We start from the raw sequence: 18,656 nt of genomic DNA, 5'->3' as shown, positions 1-18,656 counted from the left end.
CGTTAGCCACTGGGTTAGCAAGTAGCCTGTTCCGTGCGCACAGCGCCAGGAACAGCGGCCCGCGGCCCTCCCTCGGCGCCCGCCCGGGCACCGAGCCGGGCGCTCGCCCGGACCCGCGGGAGCCCCGCCGGCAGCCGCGCCCCGCGGGCGCGCCGGCTGGGCTGCGGGGGATCCCCCGCTCCCCTCAGGGGTCGGCTGCGCCGGCCGCCGTCGAGAACGAAGGGGCGTGAGCGACGTGGAACGGTATCCCGAGAGGCTCTTCGTCCGCATCGCCCCCGAGGACAAGACGGGGGCACAAGAGGTCGCCGACGCGCTCAGCATCAGCCTCTCCGACCTCGTCCGTTCCCTCGTGCGCCTCGCCGCGGCGGAGCCCGACGACGCGGCGAGGGCGGTCGCGGCGTCCCGCCCCATCCTGCTCGACACCGGGTGCGCCCTGCGCATGGCCAGGGAGCTGAGGAAGTGGGGCGTCCACTACAACCAGGGCATCCACGCGCTCAACACCGTCGCGCTCCGCATACGCCACGGGGACCGCGACTTCACGGACATGCTGGAGGCGGTCGAGCGGGCGGCCGCGCTCCTCGAGGAGACCGAGGCCGCCGCCCGGGGCATGCGATCCGACATGGCGACGCTCACCGGTCGCCCCGCCCTCTTCCTGTAGGGGGTGACGGATGGGAATCGTCAAAGCGATAAGCGGGCACACCGGGGCCCGCGGGGTCATGCGCTACCTCGAGAGGGACGGCAGGGCGCTCGCCCGCGACTTCCTGAACATCGGGGCGCCCATAGAGGGCTGGGAGGGCGATCTCCCGCGCTACGGCGCCTGCGACTGGGCCGCGGAGATGGACTCGGTGAGGGAGGCCGCCGGAAACGGGAGGGCGTGGCGCGGGCGGGCCGCGAGGACGTGGAAGCACTACGTCCTCTCCCCCGACCCCGGCTCCCGCGTCGACCTTGCCACCCTGAGGGGGCTCGCCGTCGAGTGGGCGTCGGAGCACTTCCCCGACCACCAGGTCGCCATCGTCTACCACGACGACAACGGGGGGCGCATCCCCCACGCGCACGTCGTGGTCAACAACACCTCGCTCGAGACGGGGAGGCGGCTCCAGGTCCCCGACCCCCTCGAGCTCAATCGCTCCTTCCAGCGGCTCGAGGCGGAGCGCGGCCTCCCCCACCTCTCGAACGAGCCCCTCGCCCGGCCCACGGCGCGGGCCAGACGGAGCCGCGGCGAGCGCGCGGCGGAGGCGCGGGGAGAGAGGTCGTGGGTCGCCGACATCCGGGCGAGGGCCGACGTCGCGAGGGCCCTCGCCGCATCCCCTGCGGAGTACCGCTCGCTCCTCGCGGCCATGGGGGTCGAGCTCGCCGACGCCGCCAGGAGAGGGCCCAGGAGGGACTGGGTGTACTCCCTCGCCGACAGCCCCTCGCGGCGCATCCGCGGGGAGCGCCTCGGCCTCGACTACGGAAGGGCGTCCGTCTGCGCCGCCGTCATCGGCGGAGCCCCTCCCATCGACCGCGGCGCGGCGATCCGCGCGGCGAGGGAGGCGGTCGCCGTGGGCGGCCGCGCGGAGCTCGACCGGCTCGCCGACGCCGCCTCCACCATATGGAGGCGCAGGGCGCGCAGCCTGGCGGCGCTCGACGGCATGGCCGCCGCCGCGGAGAGGGCGGGGCGCTACGGGGAGGCGGAGGCGCTCAGGCGCGCCCGCGAGTTCGCCGCCGAGAAGGGCCTCCTCCCCCAGAGGTCAGAGCGGTCGCGGAGGAGCCCCGCCCGCGGCGGGGGCGAGGCGGGCGCCCCGTGCCGGCAGACGACACGGGGCAGGGACCCCGAGCGGAATCGAGACGAAGGGAGGAGGCAGCGTTGATCGTCGAGATCGTCTACCGCGACAAGCCCCACAGCGTGTTCGAGGTGCAGCCTCCGGGACATGCGGATGCGTGCATCGCAACCGAGACCAGGCTGTCGCTCGAGCCCGACGGGCTGTGGATCGAGGCGGACCGCTACGAGATGGGCGCCGCGGGGGACGGGACCGCGCCGGTGGCGGTGCGGCGGCGCTGGTGGCGCCTCCTCGCCGCGAGCGCCGAGGAGCTCTCCTCTGCGGAGGCGGTGATCCGCGACGGGAGGGCGGCATGGTGGAGGCTCGGCGACGGCTTCGTCGACGACAGGCTCCTCGAGGCGGCGGACCGCAAGTGGCTCGAGCACGGGGGCGGGAGCGCCATCGGCAGGGTCCTCAAGGTCGACGCGCTCCTCGAGCGGGCGAACCCGTCCGCGCCCCTGGAGGAGCGGTGCGCCGCCATGGGGGTGACGCCCGAGATGAGGGACGCCGCGGCGCTCGCCGCCGAGGCGCTCGGGGAGGAGGACTATGAGGATCTTGCTTAGGGCGGCGCGCTGGCTGTTCCGCGCAGTATTTCGCTGGATGTAGTGAACGCGCCTGCGCCACGGTATGATTGGCTGGTGGGAGGGGCCGTCCGTGGGGATTGATCGGTTGGGCGGCTCCTCCCATACTTGAGACGGCATCCGACGCTCTTTGCCTGGGCTGCAGTCGCTCTACCGCTCGCGGACGAGCCTTCCGCGCTTGAGGCGGAGCACCCGGTCCGCGCGGCGGGCGAGGTCGCGCGAGTGCGTGACCGCGACCACGCAGCGCCCCTCCTCGTGGGCGGCCCGCACGAGCAGGTCCGCGATCTCCTCCGCGGTGTCCTCGTCGAGGCTACCCGTGGGCTCGTCGCACAGCAGCGCCCGCGCGTCGCTGCCCAGCGCCCGGGCGATGGCCACGCGCTGCTGCTGGCCGCCCGAGAGCGCGAGCACGCTGCGCCGCGCGTCCTCGGCGGAGATCCCCACCTTCTCGAGGAGCGGCAGCGCGGGCAGGCGCGTGGCGAGCGCCACGTTCTCCGCGGGCGTCAGGTAGTCGACGAGGTTGTAGCCCTGGAACACGAAGGCGACGTTCTCGCGTCGGTGCCGGGCGAGCCCGCCCCGCCCGAGCGGCGCGCCGGCAGCCGCGACCTCGCCGGACACGGGCACGTCGAGGCCGCCCAGGAGCGAGAGCAGCGTGGACTTGCCGCAGCCCGACGGGCCCACGACCGCGTACATCACCCCCTCCTCGAACGAGGCGCTGACGCCGTTCAGTATCTTGAGCCGCGGGCGCGAGGCGTAGGCGTAGGTCACGTCGCGCAGCTCGAGCGCGGGGGCGCCGCCCCCGCGGGTCGCAGGGTTCTTCTCCATGGTCTTTCTCCTTAGCTGAGCGTGGACAGGATCTCTCGGGGGCCCATGCGCCTGAGCGGCAGGCTCGCGAGCAGCACCGCGGCGGCCGAGACGGCGAGCCCCACGCCGAAGAGCGCCGCGACGGACTCGGGGCCCACCTCGACCTCGATGTCGGTGAACGAGGCGCCGTCGACCTCGAAGGTCGGGGCGAAGGGGTCGCCCGAGACGGTGGACACGCCGTCTGCGGTGCTGACCCCTCCGTCGCCGCCGCCCGTCTGGACGCTCTCGGACGCCGAGCCGAGCAGGGCGCCCCCCATCGTGCGCGCCGCGAGCGAGCTCGCCGGCACGGCGAGGGCGAAGGCGACCGCGGCCACGAGCAGCACCTCGCAGAGGTACTGCCCCACCACCGATGCCCGCGTGAGGCCGAGCGAGAGCAGCACGCCGCTCTCGTGCAGACGGTCGCGGACGCGGCCGGAGAGCACGAGGTAGAGGACCACGGCGCCCACGGCCACCGCCGCGGCGGCGAGCGCGGTCACGAGGCGGTCCATGTTCTCGAGCGGGGCGCTCACGGCGTCCACGTCGGAGGTGTCCGCCGAGACGCGGTAGCCCTTGCCCGCGAGGGCGTCGAGCCCCTCCACCTCCCTCACGATGCGATCCAGCTCGGCGGGGTCGTCGACCTGGAAGGTCACGCGGTCGTAGCCCTGCTCGGCGGTGCCCTCGCGGGCGTGGTCGAGCGTGGAGATGGTGCCGAAGATGGCGTTGTCCATGGACCAGCTGGCGAGGTCGGCCTGGGACTTGGCCGTGGGCTCGAAGATGCCGGCCACCCTAACCTGCGTGCGGGTGTCCTCCACGTCGATGCCCGCCATCTGCGCGTGGACGGTCGCGCGGCGCACGCTGAACTCGTCGCCGACGGCAAGTCCGTTCCTCTCGGCGAAGTCCCGACTCACAAGCACCCCGTCGCCGGAGTCCTCGGTGACGGGGTCGCCCTCGACGAGGCGCAGGTAGCCGTTGGCGAAGTAGGAGTCGAAGGCGCTGTCGCTCACGGCGTAGAACTGCACCGTGCGCCCGAAGTCGTCGCCCGCGTAGGCCGCGGCGAGCGAGGAGTCCCCGTCGGCGCCCTCCACGAGCTCGAGCGCCGCCGAGCCGTCCGTGGTCTCGGGGATGAGGACGTTGGACACGCTGCCGGAGCCTCCGCGCACGCCGTCGACCCCCTCCACGACCTCGCTCACGAAGTCGGCCGTGAGCGGGTCGCCCTGGAACGTTATCTGCGAGCCCGAGCCCACGCTCGAGCTGCCCCAGTTGGACATGTTGGAGGAGTCGGGCTCTACGGTGAACGTGCCGCCGAGCGCCTGCCGGACGTTCAGCTGCGCCGTCTGGGCGGCGCCGCGAATCGACCAGCTCGTGAGGGCGAGGGCTGCGACGACGAAGAGCAGTGCGAGTAGCGTGAGGGTCTTGCCCCTCTTGCGCGCGAGGTAGAGGAGCGCGCGTCTGGGAAACGGCATGGTGCCACCTTTCCGTCGGGTTCGGCGGCCGGGGCCGCCCGTGCGACCCCGATGGTGGCTCGCGCCCGTTCGCGCGCGGTCCTCGTTCGGTTAGTCTTCCGTTCGCGCGGGCGCCGCGAGGCCGGAGAGGTCGGCCTCGAAGGCGAAGGCCCCTCCCTCGCAGGAGACCGAGAGCGGCGCCCCCAGGCGGTCGAGGGCCCGCGCTGCGAGGTGGAGACCCAGCCCGGAGCCCCCGCCGTCGCGCGAGCGCGAGGCGTCCGCGCGGAAGAAGGGCTCGGTGAGCCGGGCCGCGGCCTCGGGCGGCAGCGGCTCGCAGCGGTTCTCCACGCGCAGGCGCCCGCCCTCGAGCGAGACGGTCGCGCGGGTCCCGGGCAGGGCGTGGCGGGCGGCGTTGGAGACGGCGTTGGAGACGGCCAGCTCGAGCTGCGCGCGCTCGGCCACCACCGGGCAGGGCGCGCCGGGGAGCAGCGCGAGCTCCACGCCGCGCGAGGAGGCGAGCTCCCGCGACGCCGCCACCGCCGAGGCCGCGACCTCGCGGGCGTCGAGGGCCTCGGGGGCCGCGGCGGGGGCGGACTCGGCCCGCGCCGCCGCGAGCATCTCGCGCACGAGGGCGTCCATGCGGTCGAGGGCCGCGAGCGCCCGGGGCAGGTGGGCGCCGTGGTCGGCGAAGTCGCCGATGCCGAGCATCATGCCCTCCACCTGCGCCCGCGCCGCGGCGAGCGGGGTCTTGAGCTCGTGGGACGCCGCCGCCAGGAAGTCGCGGCGCTCCCGCTCCCGGGCGGCGGCCTCCTCGGCCTCTGAGCGCAGGCGCTCGTTCGCGCCCCTGAGCTCGCCGATGGTGCGCTCGAGGCGCGCCGCCATGACGTTGAGGCTGCGCGCGAGCACGCCCACCTCGTCCGCGCGGCGCTCGTCGCAGGACCACGTCATGTCGAGGCGCGACAGGCGCTCGGAGACGTCCGCGATCTCGACGACGGGGCGCGCCACGAGGCGGGCGCAGACCCACGCGCCGGCGGCGGAGACCGCGAGGATGAGGGCCGCGGCGGCCGGGAAGAGGCGCAGGAGCGCGTCGGCGATGATCCCGAGCGACCCCGAGGAGTCGGTGATGGTGACGAGCTCGCTCGACCCGTCGGCGAGCTCGACGGCGACGGAGACGGTGTAGGCGGAGCCCTCCGGCGCCCCCTCCCCGGCGGACGCGGCGCCGGGCTCGCCGGAGAGCGTCACCGCCGCCCCGTTCTCCGCGGCGAAGCGCTCGACGATGTCGGAGGCCTCCCCCGCGTCGGCCCCGGAGAGCTCGGCGGCGAGCGCGGCGGCCGCCTCCTCGGCTCGGGCGGCGGAGAGGGCGCGGTAGCCGCCCGGCAGCGCGAGGGCCACGGCGACGTAGAGGGCGAGGCACCCGACGGCGAGAAGCGCCGCCGTGAGCAGGAACACCTTCGCGGAGAGGCTACGAGCGATCGCGCGGCACACGGTAGCCCACCCCCCTCACGGTCTCGACGACGTCGGCGCCGAGCTTGCGGCGGATGTTCATGACGTGGAGCTTCACCGCCGACTCGCCGGCGGTGGGGTCGGCGGGGTCGGCCTGCCCGCCGGCGGAGGCGAGCTCGGCGCGGGAGAGCACCCGGCCCGGCCGGGCCATGAGGGCGAGGAGGACGTCGAACTCGGTCCTGGTGAGCCCCACGGGCGCGCCGGCCCGCACGGCCTCGCGCGAGGCGGGGTCGAGGACGACGTCGCGCCAGGCGACGACCCCCGCCTCCCCGCCGCGCCCGGGGGCGGACCTCCTCAGCAGCGCGCGCACCCGCTCGAGGACCACGGGCAGCGAGAAGGGCTTGGGGACGAAGTCGTCGGCGAGCAGGGAGAAGGCGCGGAGCTGGTCGTCCTCCCCGTCGAGGGCGGTGAGGACCATGACGGGGACGTCGGAGGAGGACCTGATCGCCTCGCAGAGCGTGAAGCCGTCGATCTTGGGCATCATGACGTCCAGCATGACGAGGTCGAAGGGCTCAGCCCCGAGCGCCGCCTGGAACGCGCGGAGGCCCGCGAGCCCGTCCGCCTCCCCGCGCGCCTCGTAGCCCGCGTGCGCGAGCAGCTGCACGAGCGCGTCCAGAACGTCTGGCTCGTCCTCGACCACGAGCACCCTCTCCGCCATGGCCGCCACCCCTCTCTCGTCCGACCCCGCGGGAACCATACCGCGCGGGCGTTAGCTTACGGTTAGCTTCCCAGCTGAGGGCCGTCCCGGGGCCGCGATTCGAAAAAGTCGGAAATTTCCCTTGCACTGTGTATAGGTGAGTATATACTGTAGCTATCGGGTATATACGGTATATACCCGACGGGGAGGCGCGAAGACGTCCGCCGCCGCCCCGCGCCGCCGAGGGGGACGCCCCGCGGCGGCAACCCCCCGAGGGGACGCCCGAGGGGCGAGCAGGAAGGATCGGAACTTGGACATCATCATCTCGAACTCGAGCGGCAAGCCCATCTACGAGCAGATCACGGAACAGATCAAGGCCGCGATCGTCAAGGGCGAGCTGGCCGAGGGCGAGCAGCTCCCCTCGATCAGGGCGCTGGCCAACAGCCTGCGCGTGAGCGCCATAACCACCAAGCGCGCCTACGCGGACCTGGAGGCAACGGGGCTCATCGAGACGGTGCAGGGCAAGGGGAGCTTCGTCGCCGGCGGGAACGCCGAGCTCATCCGCGAGGAGCAGATGAGGGAGGTCGAGGGCCTCATGGCGAGGGCGGTCGAGAAGGGCCGCTCGGTCGGCCTCACCGACGACGAGCTCACCGAGATGCTCGCCCTGGTACTGGAGTAGCGCCCGCGACGGGCGCGCAAGAAGGGACGTGAATATCATGACCAAAGGCTCGAGCGCGGCTCTCATCGAGGCCCGCGGGCTCACCAAGCACTACGACGGCTTCTCCCTCGAGGGGGTGAACCTCGCCGTGAACGAGGGCGAGGTAGTGGGGTTCGTCGGCCAGAACGGCGCCGGCAAGTCCACCACCATCAAGGCTCTCCTCGGCCTCATCCGGGTCGACGGCGGCGAGGGGAGCGTCCTCGGCACCCCGAGCGACGAGCTCACCCGCGCATCGGGCGCGGCGACGAAGGAGCGCGTCGGCGTCGTCTTCGACACCGTCTCGCTGCCCGGGCACCTCAGGGTGGCAGACGTCGGGCGCATCTATGCGAGCGCCTTCGCCTCCTGGGACGCGCACCGCTTCTCACAGCTCACCCACGACCTCGGGCTCGACCCCAAGAAGGCCGTGAAGGACCTCTCGCGCGGCATGGGCATGAAGCTCAGCCTCGCCTGCGCGCTCGCGCACGACCCGCAGGTCCTCATCCTCGACGAGGCCACCGCGGGGCTCGACCCGATGGCGCGCGACGAGGCGCTCGAGCGCCTGCGCGACTTCGTGGCCCAGCCGGGGCATGCCATCCTCATGAGCAGCCATATCACGAGCGACCTCGAGCGCATCGCGGACCGCATCGTCTGCATCGACGCCGGCCGCATCGTCTTCGACCTCGAGAAGGACGCCATAACCGACTCGGCTGGCGTCGCCCGGTGCCGCGTGGCCGACCTCGAGAGGATTGCCTCCTCCGGCATGATTCCCGACTCCGAGCTCCGCTACCTCCGCCACGACTACGGCATCGACGTGCTCGTTCCCGACCGCTTCGCCTTCGCCGAGATGTTCCCCGACATCCCGTGCGACCACATGACCATAGACGACTACATGTCTCTCACCCTGAAGGGCGGTGTCCGATAATGAAGCGCGCATACCTCATCGAGCTCACCATCTTCCGCGACTACGGCAGGCAGCTCCTGGCCCTCGGGTTCCTCGTGGCGGTGCTCGTGGGCTGCGGGATGCAGACTGTCCTCGCCGCCCCCTCGATCATCACCTGCATGTTCTTCATGATGGGCGCGATGGGCGCGGCCGCCTACGACGAGCAGAACGACTGGGGCCGCTTCCGCCTGACGCTGCCGCTCTCCCGCCGCGACGTGGTGCTCGGCCGCTACGGCGCCATCGTGACGCTGGGCCTGGGCGGCATGGCGGTCGGCCTGCTCGCCGCGTTCGCGATCAGCGCCGTGGCCTCCGCGGTGGAGCTCCCCGGCGAGCTCTCCCAGGCCCTCGCCCTTGACGCCGACACGCTCTCAGCAATGGCCTTCGCCACGACGTTCTGCCTGCTCATCGGCGTCGTTGTGGCCTCCGTCGTGACGCCGATCTACTTCCGCCTCGGCCAGACCAAGGCCACCCAGCTCCTGCCCACGATCATCGTCATGATCTTCGTGCTGCCCGTGGTCTTCCTCGGCAACAGCGGGCTTCTCGACGGGGCGCTTCCGGGCCTCGAGCAGATCTCGGCGTTCCTCGCCTACATCGAGACCCCCGAGGGCCTGGCCGTGGGCTGCGCGGGCATGGTGGCGGCCGCCGTCGCAATCCTCGCCGCGTCCGCCGCGATCTCCCTCAAGCTCTACGAGACGCGCGAGCTTTAGGGGGACGGGATGGACCTCACGGTGCTCTTCGTAATCGGACTGATTATCGTGGCAGTGCTGGTGCGCAACTACCTCATCCGGCGCTGGCAGGATAGGGATTGACGCCGAGCTCCTTCTCAGGGGGGCTCCTGAGGGGGCGGGTCCCGCGGGGTCCGCCCCCGTTTTGAGTTGAGGGCTTCTTGACCTTGTCTGGGCAACATTGACGGGTTCCGGGCTGGATAGAAGGGAGCCATGGACGTGACGCTCGACGGGAACAGGGGCGCGCCCCTCGCCCTCATTGTGGACGACGAGGCTGACATCGCCGACATACTCGAGTCGCACTTCAGGCTCGAGGGCTACCGCACGCTCGTGGCGCGCGACGCCGCGGGCATGGTCGAGGCGTCGGGCGAGACGATGAACTCGCAGGCGAACTGCCTGCCGCCGACCCAGTAGACCATCCAGCCCCACTTCTCGTGGAGGGCCTTCGTGGCGCCGGGGCGCGAGAGCAGGCGGGCGTCTATGCGCGAGAGGTCCATGGTCGTCCCTAAGCGACCGGGTGCCGGATGACGGTCCTGAGGTTCTCGGGCTTCGTGCGCCTGGGGTCGCCCAGGTAGATCTCGTGGTGGAGGCGGACGGAGGGGACGCCGCCGTCGCAGTCGAGCGCGCCGAGGACGTCGCTCGGGCGCGAGCCTCCCGCCTCGCCGATGTCGAGGCGAAGGCCCTGCGCACCGACGAAGGCGGCGAGCTTCGAGATCGTGGCACCCTCCTCGTCGTAGGGGCCCCTGTGCATGGACTGCGCGCAGCGCCCCTCCGAGAACCGCACGAGGCGGAGCTCGCCCGACTCGAGGGCGCCCGCCAGGTCGGGCTTCTTCTCGGCAGCCATCTCGCGAATCGCGGGGAGGGTCCCGGGCGTCACGAAGTCGGGCTGGCGGATGAGCGACACCCACGAGAGGGCCGCCTTGTCGGCGACGCCCGTCCCGTCGAACGCGCCCCCTCCGCCCCACCACAGGCCCTCGAGCGGCGGCACCACGTAGTCGAAGTAGCCCTCGGGCTGCCAGTCGCCCATCTTCGACATCTTGACCGTGTAGGAGAAGGCGTACAGGAGCTCGAGGGCACGCCTGTAGGCGCCCCCCTCCTCGTTGGGGTCCCCCGCGCCGGCGACGGCGGCGAAGGTCATCGCCGGAACGTCGACGAGCGCCGGGGCCGTCTTGGGCTGGTACAGGTCGCGGAACTCCCTCTTGAAGTCGTATGCCATCGTGGCCTCCGTCCTCGCTCGTGGTAGCATCATGATACAGGAACATACGTTCGTTAACAAGGGGGGTTCTCATGAGGAGAGAGCTGGGGATCGCGCGGTGCGGGCTCGCCTGCTGCCTGTGCTCGGAGAACGACGGGTGCGACGGCTGCGAGTCCGAGTCCTGCCCGGACGCCGCCACCTGCGAGGTGAGGTCGTGCTCGACGGGGCGGGGGCTCGCCCACTGCTACGAGTGCCCGAGCGCCTGCGACGCCATGGCGGGCGCCCAGCTCAAGGCGCGCGCCTTCGGCGAGTTCGCGCGCAGGTTCGGCGAGGGGCGCCTCCTGGACTGCCTCGAGCGGAACGAGGCTGCGGGGGTCGTCTACCACCGCGAGGGCATCACGGGCGACTACGACGACTTCGACGACCTCGAGGAGCTGATCGCGTTCATCGAGACCGGGCGCCCTGTGTCCGCGCCCTAGCCGCCGCAACCTCGCCCAATGCCGCCTTTGGTTGACGGATCGCCAACCGTCGTTGGTGGCGCCAGGGCCCGCCGCACGGTTCCATGGTCTCGCACCCAGGCGGTGCGGACCGCAGGACCGACCGAAAGGAACGACCATGAACTTCAACGACAGGCTCGCCGACCTCAGGAGGAAGAGGGGGCTCTCGCAGGAGCAGCTGGGATACGAGCTCGGCGTCTCGAGGCAAACGGTGTCAAAGTGGGAGCTCGGGCAGTCATATCCCGACTTCCAGAGGCTCGTCCTGCTGTCCGACTACTACGAGATGAGCCTCGACGAGCTCGTGAGGGGCGTCGACGTGGGCGACGTGCGCGCGCTCAACGAGTCCGAGAAGCAGATCTCCTCGATCTACTCGGACGTCGAGCGGGGCAAGGAGGCGGCGCTCAGGGCCTGGCGGGCGTTCCTCGTCGTCGGGTGCGTAGTCCTGGCGCTCTTCGCCCTGGTGGTTGCCTACGGGGTTCTCAGCGGGGGCCTCTTCGTGAGGTAGGAGCCGGCGGCGGGAGGCGACGGGGAGGGGCCGCCGTGGGGACTTCTCGTGGCGGCCCCTCCAACCGGCGTCACTCGCCCCAGCCCGGGCCCGGGAGACCGCGGCGGGCGACCGCACGGAGTGCGGCCAGGCCGGCGAGCGCGCAGGCGGCGGGGGCGGCGAGGTTGATCGCGGCCGACGCGGCGGGCCCGAGGGAGCCGGCGGCGGTCGCCGAGAGGAGCCCGAGGCCGAGCGAGGCGAGGGCCCCGCAGAGCGCCCCGACCATCATGGGCAGGCCGCGCTTGACGACCTCGGCGGGCGTGGTCCAGGAGAGGTTGGGGCGCGAGGCGTCGATGGCGAGCGCGAGCGCCGCGAAGCCCGTGAGCATGCCGGCAGCCGTCACGACGCACTGGAGCACCAGGAGCGGGGCGGCGCCGCCCGCCAGCAGCGCGACGGCGGAGGCCGCAATCGCCACCCCGCCGAGCACGAGGTTGGCGAGGAGCTTGGAGCCGAGCACCGTCCCTGCGCCCACCGGTGCCGTGAGCATGAGCCAGCTCGCGCGCGCCTCGAGCGAGACCGAGGGGGCGGCGGTGAGCGACATCGCGCCGCAGAACCCGAAGACCCACGGCAGCGCGGCGTCGATCTGGCCGCGCAGGGCCGCGACAGCCCGCGCGTCGAGCTGCACGCCGTTGATGATTCCCGAGGCGAGGAGCGCATCCGCGCCGAAGAGCGCGACCGCGCCCGCGGCCACGACCATGAAGATGAGCCCCGCGCAGCAGTTCAGCGCGTAGAAGGGCATGGAGCCGATGCGGCGGAGCTCCTTGACCGTGAGGGCGCGCAGCGGGCTCGCAGCCGAACGAGATGCCTCAGCCGCATGCGCACGGCGGTGCGGCCCGGAGGTCGCCACGGCGTTCGCGTGCGGATAGCACGCCGCGAGGGCCCCAGTGACAAGCGCCGGAAGCGCAAGCGAGAGCACCACGAAGGCGGCAAAGCCCGCAACCGAGCCCTCGCCCACCGCCGAGGCAGCCCACGCTGCCGGCGGGTAGGCAGAGGCCACTGCTGTGGAGAGCACGCCCGCGACGTCGCCCATCGCGGCGAGGGCGGCGGCGTCATCCGCCCCCGAAGAGGCGCCGCCGAGCGCGAACGACCCGACGACGACGCCCGTCACCACGAGCACCGAGAGCACGAACTGCACCGCCCCCGCATGCCGGAACCGCACCGCGACCGACGTGAGCGCAAGCGACACGAGCGTGGCCACCGCCGCCGGCGCGAGCGGCGCCAGCACGGACACGACGACCGCCGTCGCGACCGCTCCCGGGGTCGGAGACACCGCCGAGAAGTACGCGACGTAGAGCGGCGCCGACAGCAGCGCGGAGAGCGCGGCGCCGAACCCGTATAGGGGTGCCGTCCGCGCGAGCACCACCGTGCGCACGGGGACCGGCAGCGCCGCCACGAGGTCGTAGTCCCGGCATCCGAAGACCGTGCCCGGGGCCTTCACGAACACGAGCGCGACCGCGGCCAGCGAGCCCGCAAGCGCGGCGAGCGCCGGGATCGCCTCGGCCGCGCCGACGGCGACCATGCTACCCCCGAGCACCCACATGTAGGCCGCCGCCATGCCGGCGAGCAGGACGACGAGCGCCGCGGCGCCGAGCAGCCGCGCGCGGCCCCTCCCGCCCCGGAAGCCGAGGCCGTAGAGGAGCGAGCGCGCCTGCAGCGAGAGCAGCGGGCGGAGCGCATGACCAGGACGAAGGGCGGGCATCGCCATCACCTCGTCCCCAGGAACACGATGGCGGCGGTCGCGAGGAGCGCGACGGCGGGGGCTATGTAGTACATGGCGGCGCGCCCCTCGCCCCTGCCCGCGAGCCTCGCCGAGGCGAGGAGGCCGATCGCGACGCAGGCGGCGGGCACGCCGAACACCACGGCGTCCCGCGGCCAGAACGAGCTCGCCTCGCCCGTGAGGCCCCACTGCATGGGGACCTGCTCGGGCAGGGCGCCGCGGGCGGCGAGGGTCACGGCGAGGGTGAGCGCGCACAGGACGGTGCTGGCGACGACGTGGGTCTTAGCGGACTTCATGGCTGTTCCTCCTTGGTCTCGGGAGCGGGTCTAGCGGCGCGACGGGATGGCGGCGTCCTTCTCGTCCACGAGCTCGAGGAACACGTCCTCGAGCGAGGCCGAGCCGCGCACCTCGTCGGTGGGGCCGGAGACCACGAGCTCGCCGCGGCGGATCACCGCCACGGTGTCGCAGAGCCGCTCCACGACCTCGAGCACGTGGGACGAGAAGAACACCGCGCCGCCGGCCGCCGCGCGCTCGCGCAGGATGGCCTTGAGCTCGTGGGAGGCGCTCGGGTCGAGCCCCACGAAGGGCTCGTCGAGCACGAGGAGCGTCGGGTCGTGCAGGAGCGCGCCTGTGAGCACGAGCTTCTGGCGCATGCCGTGGGAGTAGGCGGAGACGGGGTCGCCGAGGGCGTCCGCGAGCTCCAGGCGCGCGGCGAGCTCGCTCACGCGCTTGCGGCGCATCGCCGCGTCCACGCCGAACACGTCGGCGACGAGGTCCAGGTACTGCATGCCCGTGAGGAAGTCGTACACGTCGGGGTTGTCCGGCACGTAGGCCATGAGGCGCTTGGCCGCCACGGGCTCGCGCCACACGTCGCGGCCGCAGACGCGGACCGTGCCCGACGTGGGCGGCTGCGCGCCCACCACCGAGCGGATGAGCGTGGTCTTGCCGGCTCCGTTGTGGCCGATGAAGCCGCAGATCTCGCCGGGCGCCACCGCGAGCGAGAGGTCGCGCACGGCGACCTTGCCGCGATACTCCTTCCGGTAGTGGCTCACCTCGAGGACGGGGGTCTCCATGGCCCCTCCTTTCGTTCGGTTTGTTAGTTCTGCTATAGGGCAGCTATAACAGTTGACGGCATGCTACCACTCATCTGATCCATTTGCTATAGTTCATATAGAACAATTTTCGGAAACGGTCACGCTATGGTCATCACCGTCGACAAGCTATCGGATACCCCGCTCTACCTGCAGCTGCGCGACGCCGTCATCGCAGGCATCGCCTCAGGCGAGCTACGCCCCGGCGACGCCCTGCCCTCCGTGCGCTCGCTCGCCGAGGACCTGGGCATCAACCTGCACACCGTCAACAAGGCCTATGCGACGCTGCGCGACGAGGGCTACGTCATCATGCTCGGCCGACGCGGCGCCTACGTGGCGGACGTTCCCGCCAACCCCGCCGCCGGCATGGACGAAACCGCGCTCGAAGCGGCCCTCGCCAAGCTCGCCACCGAATTCAAGGCGTCCGGCGGCACCCGGCACGCATTTCTCGCGGCTGCCAAACGCGCCGCACAGAACCTGGACTAAGGAACGCACATGTCCCCTGACCTCATAGCACTCATCACCAACGCGTCGATGGCGCTCATCACCTTCCTCTCCGGCTGCCTCATCGCCGCGACGCCCTGGCTCACCCGCGGGCGCGAGGCCTTCGCGGTGAGCGTGCCGGAAACCGCGCAGGCAGACCCGCGCATCCATCGCATGCGCTGGATCTTTCTCGCCAGCGTCCTCGCCATCTCGGCCGCATCCGCCGTCGCCACGCTGGCGCTTTCCTCCACGTTTCCGCTCGCGATGGCGGCAGTGGTGTGCGTGCCGGTCGCGACGGGCTTCGCGCTCATGCTCGTCTTCCGCGCCCGCGTGCAGGCCATCAAGCGCGCCGAGGGCTGGGAGACGCACGCAGCCCGGCTTTCCGCTGTCGTCGGTATTGCCGAGGCGAACGCACCCCGTCCGCTTCCGCTTACGTGGGATCTCCTCTATGTGCCCGTGATCTTGGCAACGCTCGCCCTCTCGCTCGCGCTCTATCCCGCCATGCCCGACCCCGTGCCCGTGCACTTCAACACTGCAGGCATCGCCGACGACTACATGGCCAAGGGCTGGCAGATCATCGCCATGCCGCTCGCCATCCAAGCGTTCATGGCACTCTGCCTCACCATGTCGCATTGGCAGATCTTGAGGAGCCGCCGGCCGGCCTCGCCCGAGCACCCCGTCGCCTCCGCCATCGCCTACGGCGCGTTCGCCCGCGCCCAGAGCACGGCGCTCCTCGTCACGGGCTTGGTAATCACCATGTCGATTGCGATCATGCCACTCGCCTTCGCCGGTGTGATCAGCTCGGACCAGTCCATCGTGGCGCTCGTCGCGATCATCATCGGCGCGATCCTCCCCAACCTCGCCGTCTCGCTCGTCTACGGGCAGGCGGGCTCGCGCCTCCTGCGGCGCATGACCGCATCGAACGCGCTCGACTACGATGACGACGAACGGTGGCACCTCGGCGTCTTCTACGTGAGCCGCGAGGACCCCTCCGTCGTGGTGCCCCGGCGCTTCGGCGTGGGCTGGGCGATGAACTGGGGCAACCCCAAGTCGTGGGGGATCGTCGCCCTGCTCGTCGCGGCGGTCGCGGCGTTCGTCGCGGTGGTCGAGGTCCTGCTCAGGTAGGGCGTGCGGCCAGCTCGTCACCGCAGGAGGCCTGACCCCCCAGGCGCCCGCGCCCCGGACGAACCGCCGGGGCGCGGGCGCCCTCATGCCCGGCCGGCGGCCGGAGCGGCGGTCGGCCCGTCGCCGACCGGGTGGCGCCCTCGCTTCGCAGCCTCAAGGGCGCATGCAAAACCTCGCACAAACCTCCGCGCGGCTCCGGTTGGTGGAGGTTGCGGGCGCCCGGCGCCCTTTGCAGACGCCCTTGACCCCGCTCCGCTCCGGCGCGGCTCCTCGGGGAGCAAAGCCGACGACGACGCGCGGCGTCGCCATTCGGCTTTGCCCGCAGGGGGCGAGACGCTTGGGGCCTGAGGGCCCGGAAAGGGGGCTGGCATGGAGGAGCTCATCACGAAGGGCGCGGTGACGGTCGGGTACGAGACCAGCTGGGGGGAGCGCGTGAGGCTCGCGGTGTGCGCCGACCGCTACGAGCGGGGCGGCGCGTTCGCCCTGCTCGCGCTCGACGCGACCGACCCGGGCGACGAGGACGAGTTCCTGGAGCTCTGGTGCTCCCTCACCGTGAACCTCCCGGGCGACCCCGTCGCCTCGGCGTGGTGCTCGGAGGAGGGTCACGTGGTCCTGGACGCCAACAACGTCCCGGCGGTGCTCGTGGAGGCGCTCGTCGGCGCGGGCGTCGTCGAGCTCGCGGGCCGCTCGGTCCGCTCCGGCTTCTGCTCGTACCCCCTCGCCGGCGTCCCGCAGGACGTGCTCGAGAGGCTCCGCGGCTACGAGGAGACCGTGCGGGCGCTCGCCTCCCGTGCGGGGTGAGGGAGCGGGCGTCCGCGGTATGATTGGCTGGTGGGAGGGGCTGTCCGTGGGGATTGATCGGTTGGGCGGCCCCTCCCATGTGTAAAGCTCTGGTCAAGCTTCCAAGACCCTCGCCGCCGAGAGGACTGCGACGGGGAGGTATGCGCACGCCAGGCACGCGCGCTCCCACCATCCGCCCCATGAGACCCAGGTTCCCGCGAACGCGGCCTTGTCGGCCATGACAAATAGGACGAAGAAGGCCGTGGAAGCGGTGAAGCATACCAAGGACAGGAGGGAAAAGGCCGGCTCCTGCGTCTTGAACGCGATCCCGAGCAGCATGGGGACCGCGACAAGCGCCATGAAGCCCAGGGCCGAGCCTGCGCCATGAAGCGTCGCCGGCAGGCGGCCCGACCCCGAGCCGGGGAAGGCGCCCGCAACGACCCCGGCCCCTGTTCCGAACGCGACCAGGCACGCGGCCGACGCCGCCGCGAGGGGCGGGCTCGAGGACGCCCGGAGCACCTCGCCGTGGACGAGGAGGGCCCCGACGGCGAAGGCCGGGCCCAGCCACACGAGCCAGGCGCGGTACCAGAGCCGGACGGGGCTGTCGCCGGCGCCGAGGGCGCTCATCGCCTGGAGCCTCGGGTCGTACCCGGGGACGCCCCTCTCGAGGACGGCGCAGACCGCAAACTCCCCGACGATGGTGAGCAGAAGGGCTCCCCACAGGGCCCGAGCCGGGATGCCGCCCATCAGGCGCCACCTCCGAGGGCCGTCCAGTCGAACGTCGAGAAGGGAGCCTCGTCGGGGGTCGACGGGGACCCGTCCGCGCCCAGGACCCAACCGCGCACGCCCTCGGGCGCGGCGTAGAAGTCCCGCTCGAAGCGCTCGACCCAGCCTGCCACCAGCCGGTAGGTCCCCAGCCTGAGCTCCATGTTCGCCTTGGCCTCCAGGCGGGCCACCTTTGGCAGGACCCTCTCGAGCCTCTCCGCGCCCTCGAGGTAGCGCTCCTTAATCTTCCCGAGCAGCTCGCGGCCCTCGTCCTCGCCCATGACGTAGAGGTTCGCGATGACCGGGGTGAAGTCGAAGTCGACCCGGGCGTCGAGTCCGGCGAGCTCGTCGGCGAGCTCCCCGAAGCGCGCCTCCCCCGTCTCCGTGATGGCGTACACGGTCCTCGGCGGGGCGGCCTCCCCCTTCTCCTCCCTCCCGTCGACGAGGCCCTCCTCGCGGAGCCTGAGCAGGTTCCGGTAAATCGAGGGGGCGCTGACGCGCACCCATCGCCGCACCGCGCGCGCCTCGAACAGCCGGTCCATCTCGTACGCGCTCATGGGACGCTCCTTGAGCGCCCCGAGGATCATCAGGTCGATGCTCGGCTTCGCCATAGTGCCTCCCCTGTACTATCTCTGATAGTACCTATATACTATCAGAGATAGTATCCAGTTGCACAGTTGGTTTCTTCACGCCATCTCTACGCGGAACCTCTGTGCCGAAACGCAGGGGAGGCGGACGATGCCCCAACTGAACAAAGGCGGGAAGTACGTGTTCGGGTGGTCGTTGATAAGGGCGGGCGGGACGGTCCGGTTTCCGCCGGAGGCGATGGCGGAGTACGGCTTGCCTGACGACCGGAGCGTGATCATCTTCACGGGAAGCAGGTCGACAGGGGGGTTCTGCGTCACGAGCCAGAGACTGCTATCGCCCTCGAAGCTCGGGCACATCTTAGAAGCCCTGCCGGAGCTGACGGAAGGGCGCCCGGCTGACCTCGGGCGGCTCCTCCCCTACAAGGGGAGGAGCTATGCCTGGCTCCCCTTGTCGAGGGAGGGGAGCGTGCGATTCCCGCAACACACCCTGGAGACCCTCGGGCTGAGGGTGGGAGACAGGCTGATGTCCATTCGGAGCAGCGACATCGCCTTCACGATGGGGGCGAGGGGCCCGCTCATCGAAAAAGGGAACGGATACCCTGGCCAGATTGAAGTTTTCTAATCTTCGCCCAGCCCCAGCAACAGCCTCGCGACGACTATTGCTACCGGCCGACAGAGAGGGACCGCCCGTGGGGACTGATCTGTTGG

Annotated in this window: 23 protein-coding genes; 13 read left to right on the top strand and 10 right to left on the bottom strand. The window is 71.7% G+C overall.

What is annotated here, in order from left to right:
- The first annotated feature begins 226 nt into the window (after positions 1 to 226).
- Genes B5G20_RS00990 through B5G20_RS00980 form a run of 3 tightly spaced genes read left to right on the top strand, consistent with a single transcriptional unit; the run spans position 227 to position 2,362 of the window.
- Positions 227 to 658 carry a hypothetical protein gene (locus B5G20_RS00990; protein WP_087354101.1) on the top strand — a complete coding sequence of 144 codons (432 nt, stop codon included), beginning with the start codon at positions 227 to 229 and terminating at the stop codon, positions 656 to 658.
- 58 nt (positions 659 to 716) lie between these two features.
- Positions 717 to 1,850, top strand: a complete 1,134-nt coding sequence (locus tag B5G20_RS00985) for a relaxase/mobilization nuclease domain-containing protein (protein ID WP_158094352.1) — start codon at positions 717 to 719, stop codon at positions 1,848 to 1,850.
- The gene (locus tag B5G20_RS00980) at positions 1,847 to 2,362 is read left to right on the top strand and encodes a hypothetical protein (RefSeq protein ID WP_087354095.1); all 516 of its coding nucleotides are present in this window, start codon (positions 1,847 to 1,849) and stop codon (positions 2,360 to 2,362) included. Before B5G20_RS00985 ends, B5G20_RS00980 begins: the two co-directional genes overlap by 4 nt.
- 168 nt (positions 2,363 to 2,530) lie before the next feature.
- Here the strand turns inward: B5G20_RS00980 and B5G20_RS00975 are convergent, their stop codons facing one another.
- The 4 genes from B5G20_RS00975 to B5G20_RS00960 form a co-directional block, all read right to left on the bottom strand.
- Positions 2,531 to 3,202: an ATP-binding cassette domain-containing protein gene (locus B5G20_RS00975; RefSeq protein WP_087354092.1), complete on the bottom strand. Its 672-nt coding sequence runs from the start codon at positions 3,200 to 3,202 to the stop codon at positions 2,531 to 2,533.
- Between the two features lie 11 nt (positions 3,203 to 3,213).
- Entirely contained in the window at positions 3,214 to 4,683 is a 1,470-nt protein-coding gene (locus B5G20_RS00970; RefSeq protein ID WP_087354091.1) for an FtsX-like permease family protein, read from the bottom strand.
- Positions 4,684 to 4,773: 90 nt separating this feature from the next.
- Positions 4,774 to 6,147 carry a HAMP domain-containing sensor histidine kinase gene (locus tag B5G20_RS00965; RefSeq protein ID WP_087354088.1) on the bottom strand — a complete coding sequence of 458 codons (1,374 nt, stop codon included), beginning with the start codon at positions 6,145 to 6,147 and terminating at the stop codon, positions 4,774 to 4,776.
- Positions 6,125 to 6,823 (bottom strand): response regulator transcription factor, encoded by a 699-nt coding sequence (locus tag B5G20_RS00960; RefSeq protein ID WP_158094351.1) that lies wholly within the window; start codon positions 6,821 to 6,823, stop codon positions 6,125 to 6,127. Before B5G20_RS00960 ends, B5G20_RS00965 begins: the two co-directional genes overlap by 23 nt.
- A gap of 289 nt (positions 6,824 to 7,112) precedes the next feature.
- Here B5G20_RS00960 and B5G20_RS00955 point away from each other — a divergent pair, with 289 nt between their 5' ends.
- The 4 genes from B5G20_RS00955 (at position 7,113) to B5G20_RS10415 (ending at position 9,578) form a co-directional block, all read left to right on the top strand.
- A complete protein-coding gene (locus tag B5G20_RS00955) occupies positions 7,113 to 7,481 on the top strand; it encodes a GntR family transcriptional regulator (RefSeq protein ID WP_087354082.1) in 369 nt (122 codons plus the stop codon).
- A gap of 37 nt (positions 7,482 to 7,518) precedes the next feature.
- A complete protein-coding gene (locus B5G20_RS00950; protein ID WP_087354079.1) occupies positions 7,519 to 8,421 on the top strand; it encodes an ABC transporter ATP-binding protein in 903 nt (300 codons plus the stop codon).
- Complete coding sequence (locus tag B5G20_RS00945; RefSeq protein WP_087354076.1) at positions 8,421 to 9,146, top strand: ABC-2 transporter permease; 726 nt, start codon at positions 8,421 to 8,423, stop codon at positions 9,144 to 9,146. The genes B5G20_RS00950 and B5G20_RS00945 overlap by 1 nt, the downstream gene beginning before the upstream one ends.
- Positions 9,147 to 9,377: 231 nt before the next feature.
- Positions 9,378 to 9,578, top strand: a complete 201-nt coding sequence (locus tag B5G20_RS10415) for a response regulator transcription factor (protein WP_162607364.1) — start codon at positions 9,378 to 9,380, stop codon at positions 9,576 to 9,578.
- 91 nt (positions 9,579 to 9,669) lie between these two features.
- Here B5G20_RS10415 and B5G20_RS00935 read toward each other — a convergent pair whose 3' ends face one another.
- The gene (locus B5G20_RS00935) at positions 9,670 to 10,380 is read right to left on the bottom strand and encodes a GyrI-like domain-containing protein (RefSeq protein ID WP_087354071.1); all 711 of its coding nucleotides are present in this window, start codon (positions 10,378 to 10,380) and stop codon (positions 9,670 to 9,672) included.
- A gap of 71 nt (positions 10,381 to 10,451) precedes the next feature.
- Here B5G20_RS00935 and B5G20_RS00930 point away from each other — a divergent pair, with 71 nt between their 5' ends.
- Together B5G20_RS00930 and B5G20_RS00925 are read left to right on the top strand one after the other, a co-directional pair.
- On the top strand, positions 10,452 to 10,838 hold the full coding sequence (locus B5G20_RS00930; protein WP_087354068.1) for a DUF3795 domain-containing protein: 387 nt from the start codon (positions 10,452 to 10,454) through the stop codon (positions 10,836 to 10,838).
- A 136-nt stretch (positions 10,839 to 10,974) separates the two neighbouring features.
- The gene (locus tag B5G20_RS00925; RefSeq protein WP_087354064.1) at positions 10,975 to 11,361 is read left to right on the top strand and encodes a helix-turn-helix transcriptional regulator; all 387 of its coding nucleotides are present in this window, start codon (positions 10,975 to 10,977) and stop codon (positions 11,359 to 11,361) included.
- A gap of 70 nt (positions 11,362 to 11,431) precedes the next feature.
- On the opposite strand, the gene B5G20_RS00920 is transcribed toward B5G20_RS00925, so the two are convergent.
- From B5G20_RS00920 to B5G20_RS00910, 3 genes are read right to left on the bottom strand one after another with little or no spacing between them, the layout of a single operon-like run.
- Complete coding sequence (locus tag B5G20_RS00920; RefSeq protein WP_143750184.1) at positions 11,432 to 13,099, bottom strand: hypothetical protein; 1,668 nt, start codon at positions 13,097 to 13,099, stop codon at positions 11,432 to 11,434.
- 5 nt (positions 13,100 to 13,104) lie between these two features.
- Complete coding sequence (locus B5G20_RS00915) at positions 13,105 to 13,413, bottom strand: DUF1648 domain-containing protein (protein ID WP_087354057.1); 309 nt, start codon at positions 13,411 to 13,413, stop codon at positions 13,105 to 13,107.
- A gap of 30 nt (positions 13,414 to 13,443) precedes the next feature.
- Complete coding sequence (locus B5G20_RS00910; protein ID WP_087354054.1) at positions 13,444 to 14,190, bottom strand: ABC transporter ATP-binding protein; 747 nt, start codon at positions 14,188 to 14,190, stop codon at positions 13,444 to 13,446.
- 126 nt (positions 14,191 to 14,316) lie between these two features.
- Here B5G20_RS00910 and B5G20_RS00905 point away from each other — a divergent pair, with 126 nt between their 5' ends.
- The 3 genes from B5G20_RS00905 (at position 14,317) to B5G20_RS00895 (ending at position 16,617) form a co-directional block, all read left to right on the top strand.
- On the top strand, positions 14,317 to 14,694 hold the full coding sequence (locus B5G20_RS00905) for a GntR family transcriptional regulator (RefSeq protein ID WP_087354051.1): 378 nt from the start codon (positions 14,317 to 14,319) through the stop codon (positions 14,692 to 14,694).
- A 9-nt stretch (positions 14,695 to 14,703) separates the two neighbouring features.
- A complete protein-coding gene (locus B5G20_RS00900; RefSeq protein WP_087354048.1) occupies positions 14,704 to 15,816 on the top strand; it encodes a DUF1648 domain-containing protein in 1,113 nt (370 codons plus the stop codon).
- Between the two features lie 369 nt (positions 15,817 to 16,185).
- Entirely contained in the window at positions 16,186 to 16,617 is a 432-nt protein-coding gene (locus B5G20_RS00895; protein ID WP_087354045.1) for a DUF4313 domain-containing protein, read from the top strand.
- A gap of 93 nt (positions 16,618 to 16,710) precedes the next feature.
- On the opposite strand, the gene B5G20_RS00890 is transcribed toward B5G20_RS00895, so the two are convergent.
- Together B5G20_RS00890 and B5G20_RS00885 are read right to left on the bottom strand one after the other, a co-directional pair.
- Positions 16,711 to 17,343 carry a DUF998 domain-containing protein gene (locus B5G20_RS00890; protein ID WP_087354042.1) on the bottom strand — a complete coding sequence of 211 codons (633 nt, stop codon included), beginning with the start codon at positions 17,341 to 17,343 and terminating at the stop codon, positions 16,711 to 16,713.
- Entirely contained in the window at positions 17,343 to 17,972 is a 630-nt protein-coding gene (locus B5G20_RS00885; RefSeq protein ID WP_087354039.1) for a PadR family transcriptional regulator, read from the bottom strand. The genes B5G20_RS00890 and B5G20_RS00885 overlap by 1 nt, the downstream gene beginning before the upstream one ends.
- A 127-nt stretch (positions 17,973 to 18,099) precedes the next feature.
- On the opposite strand from B5G20_RS00885, the gene B5G20_RS00880 reads away from it, so the two are divergent.
- Positions 18,100 to 18,570 (top strand): hypothetical protein, encoded by a 471-nt coding sequence (locus tag B5G20_RS00880; protein WP_087354035.1) that lies wholly within the window; start codon positions 18,100 to 18,102, stop codon positions 18,568 to 18,570.
- Positions 18,571 to 18,656 lie beyond the last annotated feature (86 nt).

The sequence above is a fragment of the Collinsella sp. An7 genome, assembly GCF_002159335.1.
Taxonomy (GTDB): Bacteria; Actinomycetota; Coriobacteriia; order Coriobacteriales; family Coriobacteriaceae; genus Coprousia.
Note: the sequence above shows the minus strand (reverse complement) of the source record. Positions and strands in the feature narration are given on the sequence as shown.

Excerpts from the sequence above, each read along its gene's own strand:
- B5G20_RS00910 (WP_087354054.1), bottom strand. The coding sequence starts at position 14,190 with ATGGAGACCCCCGTCCTCGAGGTGAGCCACTACCGGAAGGAGTATCGC.
- B5G20_RS00880 (WP_087354035.1), top strand. The coding sequence starts at position 18,100 with ATGCCCCAACTGAACAAAGGCGGGAAGTACGTGTTCGGGTGGTCGTTG.
- B5G20_RS00920 (WP_143750184.1), bottom strand. The coding sequence starts at position 13,099 with ATGCCCGCCCTTCGTCCTGGTCATGCGCTCCGCCCGCTGCTCTCGCTG.
- B5G20_RS00885 (WP_087354039.1), bottom strand. The coding sequence starts at position 17,972 with ATGGCGAAGCCGAGCATCGACCTGATGATCCTCGGGGCGCTCAAGGAG.
- B5G20_RS00975 (WP_087354092.1), bottom strand. The coding sequence starts at position 3,202 with ATGGAGAAGAACCCTGCGACCCGCGGGGGCGGCGCCCCCGCGCTCGAG.
- B5G20_RS00950 (WP_087354079.1), top strand. The coding sequence starts at position 7,519 with ATGACCAAAGGCTCGAGCGCGGCTCTCATCGAGGCCCGCGGGCTCACC.
- B5G20_RS00945 (WP_087354076.1), top strand. The coding sequence starts at position 8,421 with ATGAAGCGCGCATACCTCATCGAGCTCACCATCTTCCGCGACTACGGC.
- B5G20_RS00960 (WP_158094351.1), bottom strand. The coding sequence starts at position 6,823 with ATGGCGGAGAGGGTGCTCGTGGTCGAGGACGAGCCAGACGTTCTGGAC.
- B5G20_RS00985 (WP_158094352.1), top strand. The coding sequence starts at position 717 with ATGCGCTACCTCGAGAGGGACGGCAGGGCGCTCGCCCGCGACTTCCTG.
- B5G20_RS00915 (WP_087354057.1), bottom strand. The coding sequence starts at position 13,413 with ATGAAGTCCGCTAAGACCCACGTCGTCGCCAGCACCGTCCTGTGCGCG.
- B5G20_RS00925 (WP_087354064.1), top strand. The coding sequence starts at position 10,975 with ATGAACTTCAACGACAGGCTCGCCGACCTCAGGAGGAAGAGGGGGCTC.
- B5G20_RS00905 (WP_087354051.1), top strand. The coding sequence starts at position 14,317 with ATGGTCATCACCGTCGACAAGCTATCGGATACCCCGCTCTACCTGCAG.
- B5G20_RS00890 (WP_087354042.1), bottom strand. The coding sequence starts at position 17,343 with ATGGGCGGCATCCCGGCTCGGGCCCTGTGGGGAGCCCTTCTGCTCACC.
- B5G20_RS00930 (WP_087354068.1), top strand. The coding sequence starts at position 10,452 with ATGAGGAGAGAGCTGGGGATCGCGCGGTGCGGGCTCGCCTGCTGCCTG.
- B5G20_RS00900 (WP_087354048.1), top strand. The coding sequence starts at position 14,704 with ATGTCCCCTGACCTCATAGCACTCATCACCAACGCGTCGATGGCGCTC.
- B5G20_RS10415 (WP_162607364.1), top strand. The coding sequence starts at position 9,378 with ATGGACGTGACGCTCGACGGGAACAGGGGCGCGCCCCTCGCCCTCATT.
- B5G20_RS00970 (WP_087354091.1), bottom strand. The coding sequence starts at position 4,683 with ATGCCGTTTCCCAGACGCGCGCTCCTCTACCTCGCGCGCAAGAGGGGC.
- B5G20_RS00895 (WP_087354045.1), top strand. The coding sequence starts at position 16,186 with ATGGAGGAGCTCATCACGAAGGGCGCGGTGACGGTCGGGTACGAGACC.
- B5G20_RS00935 (WP_087354071.1), bottom strand. The coding sequence starts at position 10,380 with ATGGCATACGACTTCAAGAGGGAGTTCCGCGACCTGTACCAGCCCAAG.